Here is an 18103-nt window from a genome sequence, read left to right as displayed (position 1 = left end):
CTCTTTGCTTAATTCATCCAGTCCTTGACCCAATCCATCACCGATTCGGCGGGATTCGTGCCGCCACAGGCTGCACCGGGTGGCGGTTCGCTGCCGCGAATATACGGCATCTGTACTGCGCCCGGGCAATTGGCGTCGGAACCTTGGCCAGTACGCGAATCAACCCAGGCCTGGACGATATTGTCGGGTTGCGGCATGTCCAGCGGCAACGGGTCGGCCTTGCGCATGAAACTGGTCCAGACCTGCAGCGCGCCGGTGGCGCCGGTGAACGGGGTCTTGCCGTTGTCATCACGACCGAGCCAGACCACTGCCAGCAGGTCCTGGCTGAAACCGGCGAACCAGCTGTCACGCGAGTCGTTACTGGTGCCTGTCTTACCCGCCAGGGTCAGGGTCCGGGGCAGCACGTTATAGACCGAACTGCCGGTGCCTTCACGCATGACCCGCTGCATCGCGCTCTGGATCAGGTAAATGGACGCCGGATCGAAACGTTGCTGGATCTGGAACGGATAACGCTTGAGCGGCTCGCCATCGGCGGTCAGCACGCTGCGAATCCCGCGCATCGGTGTATTGAAACCGCCGTTGGCCAACGTCTGGTACATCGCCGCCACTTCTATTGGCGTCAGCCCACCAGCGCCCAGCAGCATCGACGGGAAGGCCGGGAATTCGCGGCTTACCCCCAGGCGCGCCAGGGTCTTGAGTACGTTCGGCACGCCGACTTCCAGCCCAAGGCGAGCCGTCGACAGGTTGTAGGAATGCGCCAGCCCTTGGTAGAGGAACACCGTGCCGTGGGGGCGACGATCATAGTTTTGCGGCGTCCAGACCTGACCGTCCGCGCCCTTGATCGAGAATGACTCGTCGGACAGCCAGCTCGTCAGCGTGTACTGGCTGGGCTTTTCCAAAGCGGTGAGGTAAACCGCTGGCTTGATCAACGAGCCGATCGGGCGCACCGCGTCCAATGCCCGGTTGAATCCCGCAAAGCTGGCCTGGCGACTGCCGATCATCGCTTGGACCTCACCGGTTTCCGGGTTGGTCACGACCATGGCCGCTTCGACTTCGTCGGAGCCTTTGCGCCCCGCCAATCGCTTGAAGGTGTCCTCGACCGAGGCTTCGGCCTTCATCTGCAGGATCGGGTCGAAACTGGTGAAGATGCGCAGGCCTTCTTCGGTCAAGTCTTCGTCGCGATAGTCTTCTCGCAGTTGACGCTTGACCAGGTCCATGAACCCTGGGAACGAACTGTCCGCCAGGCTGCCACGCTTGGTCACGCCCAACGGCATCTTTTTCGCCGCTTCGACTTGCTCGGCTGTCGCCACACCTTGTTGTTGCAGCAAGTCGAGCACCAGGTTGCGCCGCTCGAGGGCACGTTCCGGATTACGACGCGGGTTGTAGGAAGACGGCCCCTTGACCATACCGACCAGCAACGCCACTTGATGCAACTTGAGTTCGGACAGCGGCTGGCTGAAGAAGAACTGGCTGGCAAGGCCGAAACCGTGCACCGCCCGTTGACCGTCCTGGCCGACGAAGACCTCGTTGAGGTAGGCCTCCAGGATCTCCTGCTTGTCGTAGTGCAACTCCAGCAACAACGCCATCATGGCTTCGGTGAGCTTGCGGGTCAGGCTGCGCTCGTTGGTCAGGTAGAAGTTCTTGACCAACTGTTGGGTCAGGGTACTGCCGCCCTGGCGCATATGGCCCGAGGAGGTGTTGACCCAGATAGCCCGGGCAATCGATTTGGGCGAGACGCCGAAGTGATGGTAGAAGTCGCGGTCTTCGACGGCGATCAGCGTATCGAGCAGGAACGGTGGGACCTGGTCGATCTTGATCAGGATCCGGTCTTCGAGGTTCTTGGGGTACAGGCCACCAATAAGCAGCGGCTCAAGGCGCACCACCGAGAGGCTCGCGTTGTTGGCACCGGTCAGCGCAGCCACGTAGTCGCCGGAAAAACGCACCCGCACCGGTTGCGCCTGTTCCATGCCTTCATAGAACTGGAAACCACGGGTGTTGAGGTCGATGGTATTGCCATTGACCGAGGCCGCACCCGGACCATTGGCCACGCTTTCACGGCGATAACCCAAGGCATCGAGTTCGGTCAGGAAGTCGGCCTTGCTCAACTTTTGTCCGACGAACAGCTCCAACGGCCGGGCATAGACCTTGGCCGGGATGGTCCAGCGCTTGCCGGAGAACTTCTCCTGGACCACGGCATCGAGATAGACCGCAAAACCGGCGAGCACGACGAGGCCCACCAGGCTGAGTTTAAGGGCCCAGCCCAGCCAGGGCCGCAGGCGGCTGGCGGGTGGTTTCTTGGGGGTACGGGGGGATCGGGTACGAGTCATGGCGGCGGATTATACGCACTTTGCTGCGGTTCAACATGAGCCCCCCACTCGGTTTGCGTTAGCGCGGCTAGCGGCCATAATGACGGCCTTGAATTTTCCAGTCTATGAAGGACCGCCCGTGAGCCAATCCCTGATCGCCGCCTTGCAAAACCCGGCCCTCTACCCGCATCCCGTCGAAGCGTTCCAGGTCATCGAAACCCACATTTCCTGGGTATTGCTCACCGGGCCATACGCCTACAAATTCAAAAAGCCGGTCAACTTCGGCTTCCTCGATTTCACCAACCTCCAAGCGCGCCAGCATTTCTGCGACGAAGAATTGCGCCTGAACCAGCGCCTGACCCAGGACCTGTACCTGGAAGTCCTGCCGGTTACCGGCAGCGCCGAAGCGCCACAGCTCGGTGGCGACGGCCCGGCCATCGAATACGCCCTGAAAATGCGTCAATTCCCCCAGAGCCAATTGCTCAGCACACTGCAAGCCAACGGCGAACTGACCACCGCGCACATCGACGAGATGGCCGCCCAGATCGCCCAGTTCCACCTCTCCACGCCCAAGGTGCCCGCCGAAAACGTCGCCGGCACGCCGCAAAGCGTGATGGCGCCGGTGCTGCAGAACTTCGAACAGATCCGCCCGTTCCTCAACGACAAGGCCGACCTGCTGCAACTTGAAGCACTGCAAGCCTGGGCCGAGAGCAGTTTCGAACGCCTCAAGCCGCTGCTCACCCAGCGCAAGGCCGACGGTTTCATCCGCGAATGCCACGGTGATATCCACCTGGGCAACGCCACCGTGATCGACGGCAAGGTGGTGATTTTCGACTGCATCGAATTCAACGAACCGTTCCGCTTCACCGACGTCTACGCCGACACCGGCTTCCTGGCGATGGACCTGGAGGATCGCGGCCTCAAATCGTTGGCGCGGCGTTTCGTCAGCCAATACCTGGAACTGACCGGCGACTACCAGGGCTTGGAACTGCTGAACTTCTATAAAGCCTACCGCGCCCTCGTCCGGGCCAAAGTCGCACTGTTCAGCATGCCGGCCGAAGCCGATCCGGTGCAGCGCGCAACCACCCTGCGCCAATACCGCAACTACGCCAACCTGGCCGAAAGCTACAGCACCATTCCTTCGCCCTTCCTGGCCATCACCCACGGTGTTTCGGCCGTTGGCAAAAGCCATGTCGCAATGCGCCTGGTCGAAGCACTGGGGGCCATTCGCCTGCGTTCGGACGTGGAGCGCAAGCGCCTGTTCGGTCAACAACAGGTCCCCAACGATCCGCAGGCCGGCATTTATGGCAGCGACGCCAGCAGCGCCACCTACGCCCACCTGCATGAAGTCGCCGCGACGATCCTGCGCGCCGGTTTCCCGGTGGTGATCGATGCCACCTATCTCAAGCACGATCAGCGCGATGCCGCGGCAAAAGTCGCCGAGGCCACCGGCGCTCCGTTCCTGATTCTCGACTGCGACGCGCCGCAAGCGGTCATCGAAAGCCGACTGGCGCAGCGCCAGGCCGACCAGCAAGACCCCTCCGATGCGAACCTGGCGGTCATTGCCGCACAACAGTCCAGCCGCGAAGCCCTGACCCCGGCGGAAATTCTCTGCAGCAAACGGGTCCAAACCAATGAAAGCGGTACGCTCGACATTGTCGTCGCGCAAATCCGCCAGCGTTTGCCAGGCCTGTAAATCACTATTTTGGCCGTGAAGCGATGCCCGGCTTCACGGCCAATAAATAGTGGCACTATACTGGCGTCATAAAACCAACAGGTGATATGAAATGAGCCATCCCAAGATTCTCAACAGCCCGCTTTATGCTCTGCTGCGCAAAGATGACATTTCAGGCTTCAACAAGGAGCGCCCTCAAGGCACGGTCGACATGCGCGGCGGCGATTTTCGCGGCCTCGATTTGCGGGAACTGAACGCGGAGGACGTCGATTTCACCGATGCGTACTTCCGTGCCACCGACTTACGCGGCATCGATTTCCGCAAATCATCATTGGAAGGCGCGAGCCTGGCCCATGCGCAGATATCCGGGGCCTACTTCCCGCCCGAGCTGTCTGCGGACGAAATCCTGATGTCGATGAATTTCGGCACCCGATTGCGCTACCGCACCCGCTGACAGTCTCTAACGAGGCCGGTCAACCCGCGGACCTGCCACGACCGAACACATCTCCAGCGCCCTCGCTTGCGCTGGAGAATGCAGTCTATTCCCACCTCATCGTGCGTAATGCATTAGAAGCTTTTGCGTCGAATCCCACCAAAGAATCACGTTTTTCCTACTGACCGCTACACTGCTCAGAAGCTTGCCCACCGCACCAGTCGGCCGTCGCAAGGAGGCTCGATGAATGATGAACTGCAACACCTGAAGAATCTGGGCAAGACATCGGCCCAGTGGCTGCACGCCGTGGGTATCCACAGCGCTTCTGATCTACGCCGGCTCGGGGCCGTGGATGCCTATCGCGCCGTGCGCACTCGCGGTTTCCGGGCGTCCAAGGTGTTGCTGTACGCCATTGAGGGTGCGTTGATGGATGTGCATTGGAATGACATCCCCGCTGAACGCAAGGAAGCCTTGAATAAACAGCTGGACGCTATTTCGACGCGCCACAAAGCCTGACACCCCTTTTCGTTCCCTGTGCGAACCCTGGCCGCGAGGTTATTTCGACGAATCGTAAAACAATGTTTGACATGGTAATGAGAATCGCTATGATTACCACATCCGGTCGCGAGACTGGTCGATATTTGAACAGCCCTTGGTTCGGACTCTCAGATATCTCCTCATCAGGCTAATCACGGTTATTTGACCCGGCTCTTGCCGGGTCTTTTTTTGCCTGCATTTCATTGACGGATGTGTTCACGCATCTGCACACAATAATCCTGTGGCGGCATGGCCGGGGTGTACCACACGTAATCGGCCATGGCCGACGTTACGTCACTGCCCTCTTCAGCCAGCATCAGGACGACCGGTGCCTCGCTGGCGCCAAGATCCAGCGCATGTAGCGGCATACCGACATCTTTTCGCCCATGCCAGGCGCCAGCGAACAACAGTGCCGGTGTCGGCGCTTGCAGCAAGCGTTCGGCCATGCGCCGGTCACGCTGTTGCTGTACGGCCAGCATTGGCGGCATTTGCGACTCTGGCAGCAAACCGCAGTGGGATTCACGAATCTGTTCCAACAACGCGTCCTTCACCGTGACGGCATTGGAGCGAGTGCCCACCAAGCCGGGCGCTTGCCGATAGAAGCGCTGGATCTCAGCGGCGTCCAGATTGGCGGCCAGCAATGGATAACGTTGCGCCAGGGCAAACTCGACGATGGGCCCATAGAGATTCCAATCCCAGCCGGGGGACCAGGCCAGCGCGCCGGGTAAATCCTTGGGCAAGGCGGGCAACTGGCGAACGGAATCAACTCGTGGCTGTTGCGCGGGGGTGAGCATTTCCAGCAACAGGCTGCCTTGGGCCCGCTGCCCGGCCAAGGATTGGAGTAGCCATCGCTGCAGCGCGTGGTGATCAGGATTGTCGTGCCGCTCACCCACCACCACTCGTGGCGCCCTTGCCAGGCGTTCGACCAGCACTTGAGGCGTCACGGCCTGACCGTTGTGCAACTCACGAATCCGTCCGCCAAGCGGGGGCGGAGCAATGCTCTGGCAGGCCGTCAGTACACTCAATGCCAGAATCAGGAGCAAGCGCACGTCCATATCCTCCAGGGCGCCCTCAGCGGGCAATGATCAACGGATGCCCGCGCTCCGGATGGTCTTGCACCAGCACGTCCAGGCCGAACACCGCCTTGAGCGGTTCCGGGCGCAGCACCTGCCGGGGCGTGTCCAGGGCCACCGGTCGACCGGAGGCGAGCAGTAACAGGCGATCACAGTAACGCGCCGCCAGGTTCAGGTCATGCAGGATTACCAGCACGGCAGCGCCGCGACTGGTGAACTCCCGCACTGCCTGGAGGATCGTGTGCTGGTGCAACGGATCGAGCATCGAAGTGGGCTCGTCCAGCAACAGGGTTTGCCCTGTTTCACCGGGCCACAACTGCGCCAGCACCCGCGCCAGATGCACCCGCTGGCGTTCGCCACCGGATAACGCCAGGTAACTGCGGCCATGCAGATGCGCGGCGTCCGCCGCTTGCAGCGCCGCGGCGACGATTTGCTCGTCCCGCAGCCGGCCGCTCTGGTGCGGCAAGCGCCCCATGCCGACGACTTCCTCGACACGGAAAGCAAAATCCAGGGTTGACGATTGCGGCAAGACCGCCAGGCGGCGGGCGCGCTCGGCACCCTGCCAGTGGGCCAGTGGCCGGTCATCGAGCCAGACCTGCCCCTGGCTTGGGCGCAATTCGCCACACAGGCCCGCCAGCAAGGTGCTTTTACCCGCACCGTTAGGCCCGAGCACACCTAGCACTTCGCCGGGGTTGAGCAGCAGGTCGACGCCCGCCAGCACGGTTTTCCGGCCACGTTGAATGTGCAGGTTCTGCGCTCGCAGCATCAGGCGCGCCCTCGCACCAATAGATAGAGAAAGAACGGCGCGCCGATGAACGCCGTGACGATGCCGATCGGCAATTCCGCCGGGGCCAGCGCCAGGCGTGCCACCAGGTCGGCCAGCAACAACAGGCTTGCGCCCGCCAGCACCGAAGCGGGCAACAAGACCCGGTGATCAGGGCCGGCCACCAGGCGCACCAGATGCGGCACCACCAGCCCGACAAAGCCGATCATGCCCGCCGCCGCCACCGCCGCGCCAACCCCCAGCGCCGTACAAAACACCAGCTCACGCTTGAGGGCTTCGACGTTGACACCCAGGTGGGCGGCCTCGGACTCACCCAGCAACAGAGCATTGAGTTGCCGGGCCCGGCGTGGCAACCAGAGCGCGACGCCGGCGCTGACCAGCAACAGCGGCCACAACCTCGCGTAGCTGGCGCCGTTGAGACTGCCCAGGTTCCAGAACGTCAAGGTGCGCAGGGTCGCGTCGTCTGCCAGGTAAGTGAACAGGCCGACGGCGGAACCGGACAACGCGGTCAAGGCAATGCCGGCCAAGAGCATGGTCGCGACATGGGTCTGGCCATTGCGTCGACCAAGACGATAGACCAGCGCCGTCACGCCGAGCCCGCCGAGGAACGCACACAACGACAACACGTAGGGACCAAAGGCTTCGGGCAACCCGCCCAGCGTCGAGCCAGCGACAATCGCGAATGCGGCCCCGAGCGCCGCGCCGCTGGACACCCCCACCAGCCCCGGGTCCGCCAGTGGGTTACGGAACAGGCCCTGCATCGCCACGCCGGACAACGCCAACACCCCGCCCACCGCCAAGCCGAGCAGCGTGCGTGGCAAACGGATCTGGCCAAGGATCAGTTCGGCCTGCTCCAGGCCATCGGCGGCCACTGGCAAACCCAACAAGCGCAAGGCGGCGCGCAAAGTGTCCAGCAGCGGCAGGCTCACCGGCCCCAGGGCCAGGGACAACCAGGTCGCCAGCAGACACAGCAGGCCCAGGCCGATGAATAAAGTGCGTGGCTTGACCAACGCGGTCATGGCGCCGTGGCCGACTCAGCCGGATAGAAACCGGCCGTCAGTTTCACCAGGCTTTGCGGCAGACGCGGACCCAACCCGCCCACCAACAGCGTCGGGTCGAGCTCCATGACGCGCCCGTCCCTCGCGGCCCGGGTCGAGGACAGGATCGGGTTTTCCCTGAACAACGCCGCTCGCGCCTCTTCACCGCTCAGGGCTCGGTCGGCGAAGACCAGCACTTCAGGATTCAGGCCAGCCAGGCTTTCCACGGAAAAAGACTTGTAGCCACTGTGAGTCGCGAGGTTGTGACCGCCGGCCTGCTGCAACAGCCAGTCGGCGGAAGTGCCCTTGCCAGCAACCAGTGGCTTGCCACCGGAACTGCCCACCAACAGCAACACCCCAGGTGCCTTTTGCTTACGCTGGGCCTCCACTACACGGGCGTGTTGCTGGGTGAGCTGTTCCTGATAACGATCGAACACCCGGGCTGCCGCGGCCTCGGCCCCCAGCAACTGGCCCAAGTGACGCAAATTGCCTTGCAACGTCGGCAGGTCAGGGGTGGCCGAGAACAGTTCGACCTGCACGCCGGCGCTGCGGATTTGCGCCAGCACCGGTGGAGGTCCCATTTCTTCGGTGCCCACCAGGATCTGCGGGCGCAGGCTCAATACACCCTCTGCGGACAATTGTCGCTGATAGCCAATGCTGGGCAGGGCCCGCAACGACTCAGGATGCTGGCTGGTGGTGTCCACGCCCACCAGTTTCGATTCGCCGCCCAGGGCACTGACCCACTCCGAAAGAGCGCCGCCAGCGCTGACCCAACGCTGCGGCGACTCAGCGGCGCTGATCCCCTGGTTGACCAACAGTGCGACACAGAGCGCAACAACGCGGATGTTCAGGCGCATCGGGCAGCTTCCTCGAAGAAGTTTTTCACAGGACCGGGTAGGGCCAAGTATCCTCAGCCACTTGCGAAGGAGGCGCCATTTGATAATTGTTTTCATTTGACCGTCAAGCATGGATCTTCCCCGGCAAATGAGAGAACCCTGTGGGAGCGGGCTTGCTCGCGAATGCGGTGTCTCATACAGCACTGCGTCCCCTGACACACTGCATTCGCGAGCAAGCCCGCTCCCACAGGTTCCTACCGAGGACGCCCATGAAGTTTCTTTGTACCGCCGCCCAATTGCCCGACAACGGCAGTCGCGGCTTCGAGCTCGATGGGCGCAAGCTCCTGGCCGTGCGACGCGCCGGCCAGGTGTATGTCTATCTCAATCGCTGCCCGCACCGTGGCGTGCCGCTGGAATGGCAACCCGACCAGTTCCTCGACCCCAGCGCCAGCCTGATCCAGTGCGCCACTCACGGCGCGCTGTTCCTGATCGAAAGCGGTGAATGCGTGGCCGGCCCCTGCGCCGGTCAGTTCCTCGCTGCCCTAGATAGCCGGGAGGACGAGCACGGCGTCTGGGTCGAGCTCTAGCAACACCGGCAACGCACGGTCCACCCACATCTGCTCGGGCGTCAGCGTGACCCCGTAGGCCAGCACCTCCACACCCGCCGCCACCGCGTCACGCAGGGCAGCGGCGTACACCGGGTCGATTTCGTGTGCCGGGCGCACGGCCTCGATGCCACTGAGGTTCACGCAATACAGCTGCACCGCCCGCACGCCTTGCCGGGCCAGGCAGGCCAGTTCTCTCAAGTGTTTGGCCCCACGCAAGGTCACCGCATCGGGAAACGCCGCCACGTGGGTGCCATCGAACCCCAGCGTGACACTTTTGACTTCGACCCAGGCCGAGCCTTGATCGTAGTCCAGGCGAAAATCGATACGGCTGTTTTCCACGCCATAGGCCACTTCACGCTTGAGCCCGGTAAACCCGTTCAGTTCACTGATGACGCCTGCGCGCAAGGCTTCTTCAACCAAGGCATTGGCCCGTGCGGTATTGATGCAGGCGAGCCGTCCCTGAGGGGTTTCGCCGATTTCCCAAGTGCCGGGCAACTTGCGCTTGGGGTCGCTGGAGCGACTGAACCAGACGCGCGCGCCTTCGGCCATGCAATTGAGCATCGAGCCAGTGTTGGGGCAGTGAATGGTAAGAAGTTCGCCGTGAACGGTTTCGATATCAGCGAGAAAACGCTTGTAACGTCGTATCAAGCGGCCTTCTTCCAACGCAGGGGAAAAACGCATCAGCCTTGCCAACTCCGCAGTCCGCGCCCGATTCGCTCCACCGCTTCCTGTAACCGCGGCAGGCTCTGTGTATAGGCGAAACGCACATGGTGCCCGGCCTGGTGGCGTCCGAAGTCCAGACCCGGCGTGAAGGCCACGTGTTCGGTTTCCAGGAAATGCTGGCAGAACGCAAAGGCATCGCCGCCGAACGCGCTGATGTCGGCATAGAGGTAAAACGCCCCTTGCGGCTCCACCGCGATGCCGAAGCCCAATTCCCGCAAGGCCGGCAGCAGAAAGTCGCGGCGCAACGCGAACTCGGCCCGACGCTGCTCGAAGATCTCGATGGTGGCGGGCTCGAAACAGGCCAGGGCGGCATACTGGGCCATGCTCGGCGCACTGATGTAGAGGTTCTGCGCAAGCTTTTCCAGCTCGCCGATGGCCGCCGAAGGGGCCACCAGCCAGCCGAGCCGCCAACCGGTCATGCCGAAATACTTGGAAAAACTATTGAGGACAAAGGCATCGTCATCCACTTCCAACACGCTGGCGGCGTCGGTGCCGTAGGTCAGGCCGTGATAGATCTCGTCCACGACCAGATGGCCGTTGTGGGCCTTGATGGCCTTGGACAGCCCCGCCAGCTCGTCCCGGGCCAGAATCGTCCCGGTCGGGTTGGCCGGCGAGGCCACCAATGCACCGACGCTGTCCTGATCCCAATGGCGGTTCACCAGGTCCGGCGTCAGTTGGTAACGCACATCCGGTCCGACCGGCACCAATTGCGCCGCGCCTTCCACCAGGCGCAGGAAATGACGGTTACAGGGATAGCCAGGGTCGGCCAACAGCCAATGCTTGCCCGGGTCGACCAACAAAGCGCTGGCCAGCAGCAGCGCGCCAGAGCCGCCCGGCGTGATCATGATGCGTCGAGGGTCGATGTCGACGCCGTAGCGCTGCCCATAGAAACCCGAGATGGCCTCGCGCAGCTCAGGGATGCCCCGGGCCGCGGTGTAACGGGTCTTGCCCGCCGCCAGCGCGGCCTGGCCGGCCTGGATGATCGGCTCGGCGGTGGTGAAGTCCGGCTCGCCGATCTCCAAGTGGATGACGTCATGCCCGGCGGCTTGCAGTTCGTTGGCGCGGGCCAACAGCGCCATCACATGGAAAGGTTCGATGGCGCGGCTGCGCGCACTGTAGGGCTGAGCCATTGGCCTTCCTTCAGGGGAAAAAGAACCGATTCTACCCAACTCGGGAACAACTGCGGGAACGAGCACGAACCCGAAGCGGTCTGAGCCCTCGGATTGCAGGAAATGACTCCCGCGATTGGCCCAGGCTTGACTAGAATCAAGCATTGAACAGGTTTACATCCCCACCGAAGCGAACCCGGCCACGTTTTACAAGCCCCGGCCGCCGCAGGCTCGACAACCGGGAGTAGCGCGGCCCGATTTGATCTGGTAAGTTCGCCCGCTTGCAGCCGCAGGGCCGGCAGGTGTCGGTGATGGAGCAATCCTGCGTAGTGGATTACAAGAGTAGAGGCGGTCCATTCATGCCCACCCAAGCAAAGCAAAATCAAAATCAAACGCTCAGCGGGTTTGAGCCGTACGTCCCGCAAGCTGGCGAAGAGTACATGGGCGCCCCCATGCGCGCGCACTTCACCAAGATCCTGAACAAGTGGAAACAGGACTTGATGCAGGAAGTCGACCGCACCGTGGATCACATGAAAGACGAAGCGGCCAACTTCCCCGATCCGGCCGACCGTGCCAGTCAGGAAGAAGAGTTCAGCCTCGAGCTGCGCGCCCGTGACCGTGAGCGCAAGCTCATCAAGAAAATCGACAAGACCCTGCAACTGATCGAAGACGAAGAGTACGGTTGGTGCGAGTCCTGCGGCGTCGAGATCGGCGTCAAGCGTCTGGAGGCGCGTCCGACCGCCGACATGTGTGTCGACTGCAAGACCCTGGCGGAAATCAAGGAAAAACAGGTCGGCAAGTAATTGCTGGGGCTGTCACCGAAACGGAGCGTTCATACGCTCCGTTTTTTGTTTCCGAAGTTCTCCAAGCCTGGTGAACCCATGTGGGAGCGGGCTTGCTCGCGAAAGCGGTGGATCAGCCAGCATTGATGTAACAGATTCACCGCCTTCGCGAGCAAGCCCGCTCCCACAAGGGAATTATGCTTCGGCATCAAGATTTGTATGCCTTTCGCCCGGACCCAGTAACATTCGCCCTATGACTGCCTACATCGGACGCTTCGCCCCCACCCCCAGCGGCCATTTGCATTTCGGTTCGCTGGTCGCCGCACTGGCCTCGTACCTGGACGCCCAGGCTGTGGGTGGGCGCTGGTTGCTGCGCATGGAGGACCTCGACCCGCCCCGGGAGGAGCCGGGCGCGCAAGCGGCGATTCTCAAGGCGCTGGAAAGCTACGGGTTCGAATGGGACGGCGAGATGGTTCGCCAGAGCGAGCGCCATGACGCCTACGATCAGGTCATCAACCGCCTGTTCAGCCAGGGGTTGGCCTATGCGTGCACTTGTTCACGCAAGCAATTGGAGGCCTACCAGGGCATTTATCCCGGCCTCTGTCGCAATGCCGGGCACGGCACCGAGGACGCCGCCATCCGCCTGCGCGTCCCCGAGCTTGAATACCACTTCACCGACCGGGTCCAGGGTGAGTTCCGCCAGCACCTGGGCCGTGAGGTCGGTGACTTCGTGATCCGCCGCCGAGACGGGCTCTACGCTTATCAACTGGCCGTGGTCCTGGACGACGCCTGGCAAGGGGTGACCGATATCGTGCGCGGCGCCGACCTGCTGGACTCCACGCCGCGCCAGCTCTACCTGCAAGAACTGCTCGGGTTGCCGCAACCGCGTTACCTGCACGTGCCGCTGATCACCCAGCCCGACGGGCACAAGCTTGGCAAATCCTACCGTTCCCCGCCGCTGGCGGCCGACCAGGCCACGCCGCTGTTGCTAAGGGCGTTGCGAGCACTGGGCCAGCAACCGGGCCTCGAACTGGCCGATGCCAGCCCACGGGAACTGCTGGCCTGGGGCATTCGCCACTGGGATGCGGGCAAGATCCCGCGCACACTGAGCCTGCCCGAAGCGCAAATACGTTGACGGCCCTTGCAGCTTGGCGCCCATCCGTTACCATCGCCGCACGTTTTCGGGCACGCGCATAAATTAGAGAGGCCGGGATGTATATCTATCGCTTGGTCCTGCTCCTGGTAGTGGGGATTTACCTGTTCTCCCCGGCCATCATGGATTGGTGGATCGATGCCACGGGTGCCTGGTATCGGCCGTATCTGCTCTGGCTGATCCTGATTGTCGTGACCTTCATCCTGCAGAGCCAAAAAGATGCCGATGAGCTTTAGCCTGACCCAGATGATCCTGATCAGCGCCGCCTACCTGGCGGTGCTGTTCGGCGTAGCCTGGATCAGCGAACGAGGCATGATCCCCCGGGCGATCATCCGCCACCCGCTGACCTACACCCTGTCGCTGGGTGTCTATGCCAGTGCGTGGGCGTTCTATGGCACGGTCGGGCTGGCCTACCAATACGGCTATGGTTTCCTGTCCAGTTACCTGGGGGTGTCAGGGGCGTTCCTGCTGGCGCCAGTGTTGCTCTACCCGATCCTGAAAATCACCCGCACCTACCAACTGTCATCACTGGCCGACCTGTTCGCCTTTCGCTTTCGCAGCACTTGGGCCGGCGCGCTGACCACGATCTTCATGCTGGTCGGCGTGTTGCCGCTGCTGGCCCTGCAAATCCAGGCCGTGGCCGATTCCATCAGCATCCTGACCCGCGAGCCAGTACAGCACCGAGTGGCGTTGAGCTTCTGTGCGTTGATCATCCTGTTCACGATCTTCTTCGGCTCCCGGCACATCGCCACGCGGGAAAAACACGAAGGCCTGGTGTTTGCGATCGCCTTCGAGTCGGTGATCAAGCTGATCGCCATCGGCGGTGTCGGTCTCTATGCCTTGTACGGCGTGTTCGATGGCCCGCAGCAGCTTGAGCTCTGGCTGCTGCAGAACCAGACCGCCCTCGCCGCCCTGCACACGCCTTTGCAGGAAGGCCCGTGGCGCACGCTATTGCTGGTGTTCTTCGCCTCGGCGATCGTGATGCCGCACATGTACCACATGACCTTTACCGAAAACCTCAACCCGCGCTCGCTGGTGAGCGCCAGTTGGGGCCTGCCGTTGTTCCTGCTCTTGATGAGCCTGGCGGTGCCGCTGATCCTCTGGGCCGGCCTGAAGCTGGGCGCCAGCACCAACCCGGAATACTTCACCCTCGGCATCGGCATCGCCGCCAACAGCAAGGCCCTGGCATTGCTGGCCTACGTCGGTGGCCTGTCGGCGGCCAGCGGCCTGATCATCGTCACCACCCTGGCCTTGTCGGGCATGGCCCTCAACCACCTGGTGCTGCCGCTCTACCAGCCGCCGGCTGAAGGCAACATCTATCGCTGGTTGAAGTGGACCCGACGGGCGTTGATCGTCGCGATCATCATGGCCGGCTACGGTTTTTACCTGATGCTCGGTGACGGGCAGGACCTGGCCAACCTGGGCATCGTCGCCTTCGTCGCCACCTTGCAGTTCCTGCCCGGCGTGCTGTCGGTGCTGTATTGGCCGACCGCCAACCGCCGCGGCTTCATCGCCGGCCTGCTGGCAGGGATCCTGGTGTGGCTGGTGGCGATGCTGTTGCCGCTGATGGGCAACCTGCAGGGCTTCTATATTCCGCTGCTGAACATGATCTACGTGCTCGACGACACCAGTTGGCACATGGCGGCCATCGCTTCCCTGGCGGCGAACGTGCTGATGTTCACCCTGATCTCGCTGTTCACCAACGCCAGCAGCGAAGAAGCCAGCGCCGCCGAGGCCTGTGCGGTGGACAACGTGCGTCGCCCGCAGCGCCGCGAGTTACACGCCGCCTCACCCCAGGAGTTCGCCACGCAACTGGCCAAGCCCTTGGGTGCCAAGGCCGCGCAAAAGGAAGTCGAACAGGCCCTGCGCGACCTCTACCTGCCTTTCGATGAACGCCGCCCATACGCCTTGCGTCGCCTGCGGGACCGGATCGAGGCCAACCTGTCCGGCCTGATGGGCCCCAGCGTGGCCCAGGACATGGTCGAGACGTTCCTGCCCTACAAGGCTGGCGGCGAGAACTATGTCACCGAAGACATCCATTTCATCGAAAGCCGCCTCGAGGATTACCACTCGCGCCTCACCGGCCTGGCCGCCGAACTGGACGCCTTGCGCCGTTACCACCGCCAGACCCTGCAGGAATTGCCGATGGGCGTGTGCTCCCTGGCCAAGGACCAGGAAATCCTGATGTGGAACAAGGCCATGGAAGAGCTCACCGGAATCGCCGCCCAGCGCGTGGTCGGTTCTCGCCTGAGCACCCTGGGCGAGCCGTGGAAAGGCCTGTTGCAAGGTTTCATCGACCTGCCGGACGAGCACTTGCATAAACAGCACCTGGCCCTCGACGGCCAGACCCGCTGGCTGAACCTGCACAAAGCGGCGATCGACGAGCCACTGGCTCCCGGTAACAGCGGCCTGGTGCTGCTGGTGGAAGACCTGACCGACACCCAAATGCTCGAAGACAAGCTGGTCCACTCCGAACGACTGGCAAGCATCGGCCGCCTGGCCGCCGGGGTGGCTCACGAAATCGGCAACCCGATCACCGGCATCGCCTGCCTGGCGCAGAACCTGCGCGAAGAGCGCGAGGACGACGGCGAGCTGACGGAAATCAGTGGGCAGATCCTCGAACAGACCAAGCGCGTGTCGCGCATCGTCCAGTCGCTGATGAGTTTCGCCCATGCTGGCGGCCACCAACACAATGACGAACCTGTCTGCCTGGCCGAAGTGGCCCAGGACGCCATTGGTCTGCTGGCCCTCAACCGGCGCAATTTCGAAGTGCAATTTTTCAACCTGTGCGACCCGGAGCACTGGGTCGATGGCGACCCCCAGCGGCTCGCCCAGGTGTTGATCAACCTGCTCTCCAACGCGCGGGACGCCTCACCGGCCGGCAGCGCGGTGCGGGTCAAGAGCGAAGCTTTCGAACACACGATCGACCTGATCGTCGAAGACGAAGGCAGCGGTATCCCACAGAACATCATGGACCGATTGTTCGAACCTTTCTTCACCACCAAGGATCCTGGCGAAGGCACCGGTCTGGGCCTCGCACTGGTCTATTCCATCGTTGAAGAGCATTATGGACAAATCACCATCGACAGCCCGGCCGATGTTCAGAGCCAACGCGGCACCCGTATCCGGGTGACCTTGCCGCGTCATGTCGAAGCGACGTCCGCTGTGAACTGAGACCGTCGAGAGAATCGAATCAATGCCGCACATTTTGATCGTCGAAGACGAAACAATTATCCGCTCCGCCTTGCGCCGCCTGCTGGAACGCAACCAGTACCAGGTCAGCGAAGCCGGTTCAGTGCAGGAAGCACAAGAACGTTTCAGCATCCCCACGTTCGACCTGATCGTCAGCGACCTGCGCCTGCCTGGCGCCCCGGGCACCGAGCTGATCAAGCTCGGCCAGGGCACGCCGGTGCTGATCATGACCAGCTACGCGAGCCTGCGCTCGGCGGTCGATTCCATGAAAATGGGCGCGGTGGACTACATTGCCAAACCATTCGACCACGACGAGATGCTCCAGGCCGTGGCCCGCATCCTGCGGGATCGACAGGCGGCCACCAGCAATCCTGCGGAACCCATCGGCAAGGCCAGCGCCTCGGCGAAAGCCGGCGCCAGCAACAATAACGGCGAAATCGGCATCATTGGCTCCTGCCCGCCCATGCAGGACCTGTACGGCAAGATCCGCAAAGTCGCGCCGACCGACTCCAACGTCCTGATCCAGGGCGAGTCCGGCACCGGCAAGGAATTGGTGGCCCGTGCCCTGCACAACCTGTCGCGCCGGGCCAAGGCACCGATGATTTCGGTGAACTGCGCGGCGATTCCGGAAAGCCTGATCGAGTCCGAACTGTTCGGTCACGAGAAGGGCGCGTTCACCGGCGCCAGCGCCGGGCGTGCCGGGCTGGTGGAAGCGGCGGACGGCGGTACGTTGTTCCTCGATGAAATCGGCGAGCTGCCATTGGAAGCCCAGGCGCGGTTGCTGCGGGTGCTCCAGGAAGGCGAAATCCGCCGGGTCGGCTCGGTGCAGTCGCAAAAGGTCGATGTCCGCCTGATCGCGGCCACCCACCGTGACCTCAAGAGCCTGGCGAAAATTGGCCAATTCCGCGAAGACTTGTACTACCGCTTGCACGTGATCGCCTTGAAGCTCCCTGCCCTGCGCGAGCGTGGCGCCGACGTCAATGAAATCGCCCAGGCGTTTCTGGCCCGCCAGAGCGCGCGGGTCAACCGCACCGACCTCAAGTTCGCCCCGGACGCCGAGCAGGCCATTCGTCATTACGCCTGGCCGGGTAACGTTCGAGAGCTGGAAAACGCGGTCGAGCGGGCGGTGATCCTGTGCGAGAGCCCGGAAATTTCCGCCGACCTGCTGGGCATCGATATCGAGCTCAGTGACCTGGACGACGAAGAATTCATCGGCCTGGCCCCGCAACAGGGCGGCGGCGCCAACAACACCAGCCACGAACCTACCGAAGACCTGTCCCTGGAGGATTACTTCCAGCACTTCGTCCTCGAGCACCAGGACCACATGACCGAAACCGAACTGGCACGCAAGCTGGGCGTCAGTCGCAAGTGCCTGTGGGAACGTCGTCAGCGCCTGGGGATTCCACGACGCAAGACTGGAGCGACCAGCGAAAGCTGAGGTGTGGGGGTAACACCACTGAATGTGAAAAAACTGTTACCCCAGTCTTTTTCACGTAACAGAAGCCGGGGCTTACGGTAACGAAACCCCGGCTTTTTTTCGCCCCGGAAAAATGGCTATAACCCTAGAACCCCCGGTTTCGCTGGGTCTCGCAAAAGTTGGCACGCACCCTGCTATAGCTTTGGTACAAGAACAATAACAAGCAATGCAAAAGACAATAAAAATAAGACGAATCGACTCACGCACAATAAAAACAAGACGGCGAGAGGCGCAGCTAACTGATTCTTTTGGAGAGGCGTTGTATTTGGGGCTTGCCCCACAACCAGGCCGAGAACAATAAAAACTGTCTCAAGACAGGTGCCTGAACTGGTTGGATCGATTGATCACTGCAACACAGCGACCAAAGCAATCCGTTTG

Annotated in this window: 16 protein-coding genes; 9 read left to right on the top strand and 7 right to left on the bottom strand. The window is 62.3% G+C overall.

Annotated elements, in window-relative coordinates:
- Positions 1 to 8 precede the first annotated feature (8 nt).
- Positions 9 to 2327 (bottom strand): penicillin-binding protein 1B, encoded by a 2319-nt coding sequence (gene mrcB / locus J3P88_RS05030; RefSeq protein ID WP_186709141.1) that lies wholly within the window; start codon positions 2325 to 2327, stop codon positions 9 to 11.
- A 118-nt stretch (positions 2328 to 2445) separates the two neighbouring features.
- Here mrcB and J3P88_RS05025 point away from each other — a divergent pair, with 118 nt between their 5' ends.
- The 3 genes from J3P88_RS05025 to J3P88_RS05015 all read left to right on the top strand — a co-directional run bounded on the left by J3P88_RS05025 (position 2446) and on the right by J3P88_RS05015 (position 4930).
- Positions 2446 to 4002, top strand: coding sequence for an AAA family ATPase (locus J3P88_RS05025; protein ID WP_186709139.1), 1557 nt, complete (start codon positions 2446 to 2448; stop codon positions 4000 to 4002).
- Between the two features lie 91 nt (positions 4003 to 4093).
- Complete coding sequence (locus tag J3P88_RS05020) at positions 4094 to 4435, top strand: pentapeptide repeat-containing protein (protein ID WP_186709138.1); 342 nt, start codon at positions 4094 to 4096, stop codon at positions 4433 to 4435.
- Positions 4436 to 4657: 222 nt separating this feature from the next.
- Positions 4658 to 4930: a TfoX/Sxy family protein gene (locus tag J3P88_RS05015; RefSeq protein WP_003205623.1), complete on the top strand. Its 273-nt coding sequence runs from the start codon at positions 4658 to 4660 to the stop codon at positions 4928 to 4930.
- A gap of 221 nt (positions 4931 to 5151) precedes the next feature.
- Here J3P88_RS05015 and J3P88_RS05010 read toward each other — a convergent pair whose 3' ends face one another.
- Genes J3P88_RS05010 through J3P88_RS04995 form a run of 4 tightly spaced genes read right to left on the bottom strand, consistent with a single transcriptional unit; the run spans position 5152 to position 8702 of the window.
- Positions 5152 to 6006, bottom strand: a complete 855-nt coding sequence (locus J3P88_RS05010; RefSeq protein WP_434574317.1) for a ChaN family lipoprotein — start codon at positions 6004 to 6006, stop codon at positions 5152 to 5154.
- Positions 6007 to 6022: 16 nt separating this feature from the next.
- Positions 6023 to 6790, bottom strand: coding sequence for a heme ABC transporter ATP-binding protein (locus tag J3P88_RS05005; protein WP_186709128.1), 768 nt, complete (start codon positions 6788 to 6790; stop codon positions 6023 to 6025).
- Complete coding sequence (locus tag J3P88_RS05000; RefSeq protein WP_186709154.1) at positions 6790 to 7773, bottom strand: FecCD family ABC transporter permease; 984 nt, start codon at positions 7771 to 7773, stop codon at positions 6790 to 6792. The genes J3P88_RS05005 and J3P88_RS05000 overlap by 1 nt, the downstream gene beginning before the upstream one ends.
- Positions 7774 to 7823: 50 nt before the next feature.
- Entirely contained in the window at positions 7824 to 8702 is an 879-nt protein-coding gene (locus tag J3P88_RS04995; RefSeq protein WP_434574315.1) for a heme/hemin ABC transporter substrate-binding protein, read from the bottom strand.
- Between the two features lie 248 nt (positions 8703 to 8950).
- Here J3P88_RS04995 and J3P88_RS04990 point away from each other — a divergent pair, with 248 nt between their 5' ends.
- Complete coding sequence (locus J3P88_RS04990) at positions 8951 to 9268, top strand: Rieske (2Fe-2S) protein (protein WP_186709124.1); 318 nt, start codon at positions 8951 to 8953, stop codon at positions 9266 to 9268.
- Here J3P88_RS04990 and sfsA read toward each other — a convergent pair.
- On the bottom strand, positions 9224 to 9970 hold the full coding sequence (gene sfsA, locus J3P88_RS04985; RefSeq protein WP_434574313.1) for a DNA/RNA nuclease SfsA: 747 nt from the start codon (positions 9968 to 9970) through the stop codon (positions 9224 to 9226). The genes J3P88_RS04990 and sfsA overlap by 45 nt on opposite strands.
- Complete coding sequence (locus tag J3P88_RS04980; protein ID WP_186709118.1) at positions 9970 to 11142, bottom strand: pyridoxal phosphate-dependent aminotransferase; 1173 nt, start codon at positions 11140 to 11142, stop codon at positions 9970 to 9972. Before J3P88_RS04980 ends, sfsA begins: the two co-directional genes overlap by 1 nt.
- 338 nt (positions 11143 to 11480) lie before the next feature.
- Between J3P88_RS04980 and dksA the strand changes: the two genes are divergently transcribed.
- The 5 genes from dksA (at position 11481) to J3P88_RS04955 (ending at position 17686) form a co-directional block, all read left to right on the top strand.
- Positions 11481 to 11924, top strand: a complete 444-nt coding sequence (gene dksA, locus J3P88_RS04975) for an RNA polymerase-binding protein DksA (protein ID WP_186709115.1) — start codon at positions 11481 to 11483, stop codon at positions 11922 to 11924.
- A 232-nt stretch (positions 11925 to 12156) separates the two neighbouring features.
- Positions 12157 to 13038, top strand: a complete 882-nt coding sequence (gene gluQRS / locus J3P88_RS04970) for a tRNA glutamyl-Q(34) synthetase GluQRS (protein WP_434574310.1) — start codon at positions 12157 to 12159, stop codon at positions 13036 to 13038.
- A gap of 77 nt (positions 13039 to 13115) precedes the next feature.
- The gene (locus tag J3P88_RS04965; protein WP_003176118.1) at positions 13116 to 13292 is read left to right on the top strand and encodes a hypothetical protein; all 177 of its coding nucleotides are present in this window, start codon (positions 13116 to 13118) and stop codon (positions 13290 to 13292) included.
- The gene (locus J3P88_RS04960; RefSeq protein ID WP_186709097.1) at positions 13276 to 16230 is read left to right on the top strand and encodes a sensor histidine kinase; all 2955 of its coding nucleotides are present in this window, start codon (positions 13276 to 13278) and stop codon (positions 16228 to 16230) included. Before J3P88_RS04965 ends, J3P88_RS04960 begins: the two co-directional genes overlap by 17 nt.
- A gap of 22 nt (positions 16231 to 16252) precedes the next feature.
- Positions 16253 to 17686 carry a sigma-54-dependent transcriptional regulator gene (locus tag J3P88_RS04955; protein WP_434574308.1) on the top strand — a complete coding sequence of 478 codons (1434 nt, stop codon included), beginning with the start codon at positions 16253 to 16255 and terminating at the stop codon, positions 17684 to 17686.
- The last annotated feature ends 417 nt before the right edge of the window (positions 17687 to 18103 follow it).

Origin of the sequence: Pseudomonas sp. Z3-6, from assembly GCF_051131985.1 — a bacterium.
Classification (GTDB): Bacteria; Pseudomonadota; Gammaproteobacteria; order Pseudomonadales; family Pseudomonadaceae; genus Aquipseudomonas; species Aquipseudomonas zanjanensis.
Note: the sequence above shows the minus strand (reverse complement) of the source record. Positions and strands in the feature narration are given on the sequence as shown.

Excerpts from the sequence above, each read along its gene's own strand:
- J3P88_RS04965 (WP_003176118.1), top strand. The coding sequence starts at position 13,116 with ATGTATATCTATCGCTTGGTCCTGCTCCTGGTAGTGGGGATTTACCTG.
- J3P88_RS04990 (WP_186709124.1), top strand. The coding sequence starts at position 8,951 with ATGAAGTTTCTTTGTACCGCCGCCCAATTGCCCGACAACGGCAGTCGC.
- J3P88_RS04980 (WP_186709118.1), bottom strand. The coding sequence starts at position 11,142 with ATGGCTCAGCCCTACAGTGCGCGCAGCCGCGCCATCGAACCTTTCCAT.
- J3P88_RS05010 (WP_434574317.1), bottom strand. The coding sequence starts at position 6,006 with ATGGACGTGCGCTTGCTCCTGATTCTGGCATTGAGTGTACTGACGGCC.
- J3P88_RS05015 (WP_003205623.1), top strand. The coding sequence starts at position 4,658 with ATGAATGATGAACTGCAACACCTGAAGAATCTGGGCAAGACATCGGCC.
- J3P88_RS04995 (WP_434574315.1), bottom strand. The coding sequence starts at position 8,702 with ATGCGCCTGAACATCCGCGTTGTTGCGCTCTGTGTCGCACTGTTGGTC.
- J3P88_RS04955 (WP_434574308.1), top strand. The coding sequence starts at position 16,253 with ATGCCGCACATTTTGATCGTCGAAGACGAAACAATTATCCGCTCCGCC.
- sfsA (WP_434574313.1), bottom strand. The coding sequence starts at position 9,970 with ATGCGTTTTTCCCCTGCGTTGGAAGAAGGCCGCTTGATACGACGTTAC.
- J3P88_RS05005 (WP_186709128.1), bottom strand. The coding sequence starts at position 6,790 with ATGCTGCGAGCGCAGAACCTGCACATTCAACGTGGCCGGAAAACCGTG.
- dksA (WP_186709115.1), top strand. The coding sequence starts at position 11,481 with ATGCCCACCCAAGCAAAGCAAAATCAAAATCAAACGCTCAGCGGGTTT.
- J3P88_RS05020 (WP_186709138.1), top strand. The coding sequence starts at position 4,094 with ATGAGCCATCCCAAGATTCTCAACAGCCCGCTTTATGCTCTGCTGCGC.
- J3P88_RS04960 (WP_186709097.1), top strand. The coding sequence starts at position 13,276 with ATGCCGATGAGCTTTAGCCTGACCCAGATGATCCTGATCAGCGCCGCC.
- mrcB (WP_186709141.1), bottom strand. The coding sequence starts at position 2,327 with ATGACTCGTACCCGATCCCCCCGTACCCCCAAGAAACCACCCGCCAGC.
- gluQRS (WP_434574310.1), top strand. The coding sequence starts at position 12,157 with ATGACTGCCTACATCGGACGCTTCGCCCCCACCCCCAGCGGCCATTTG.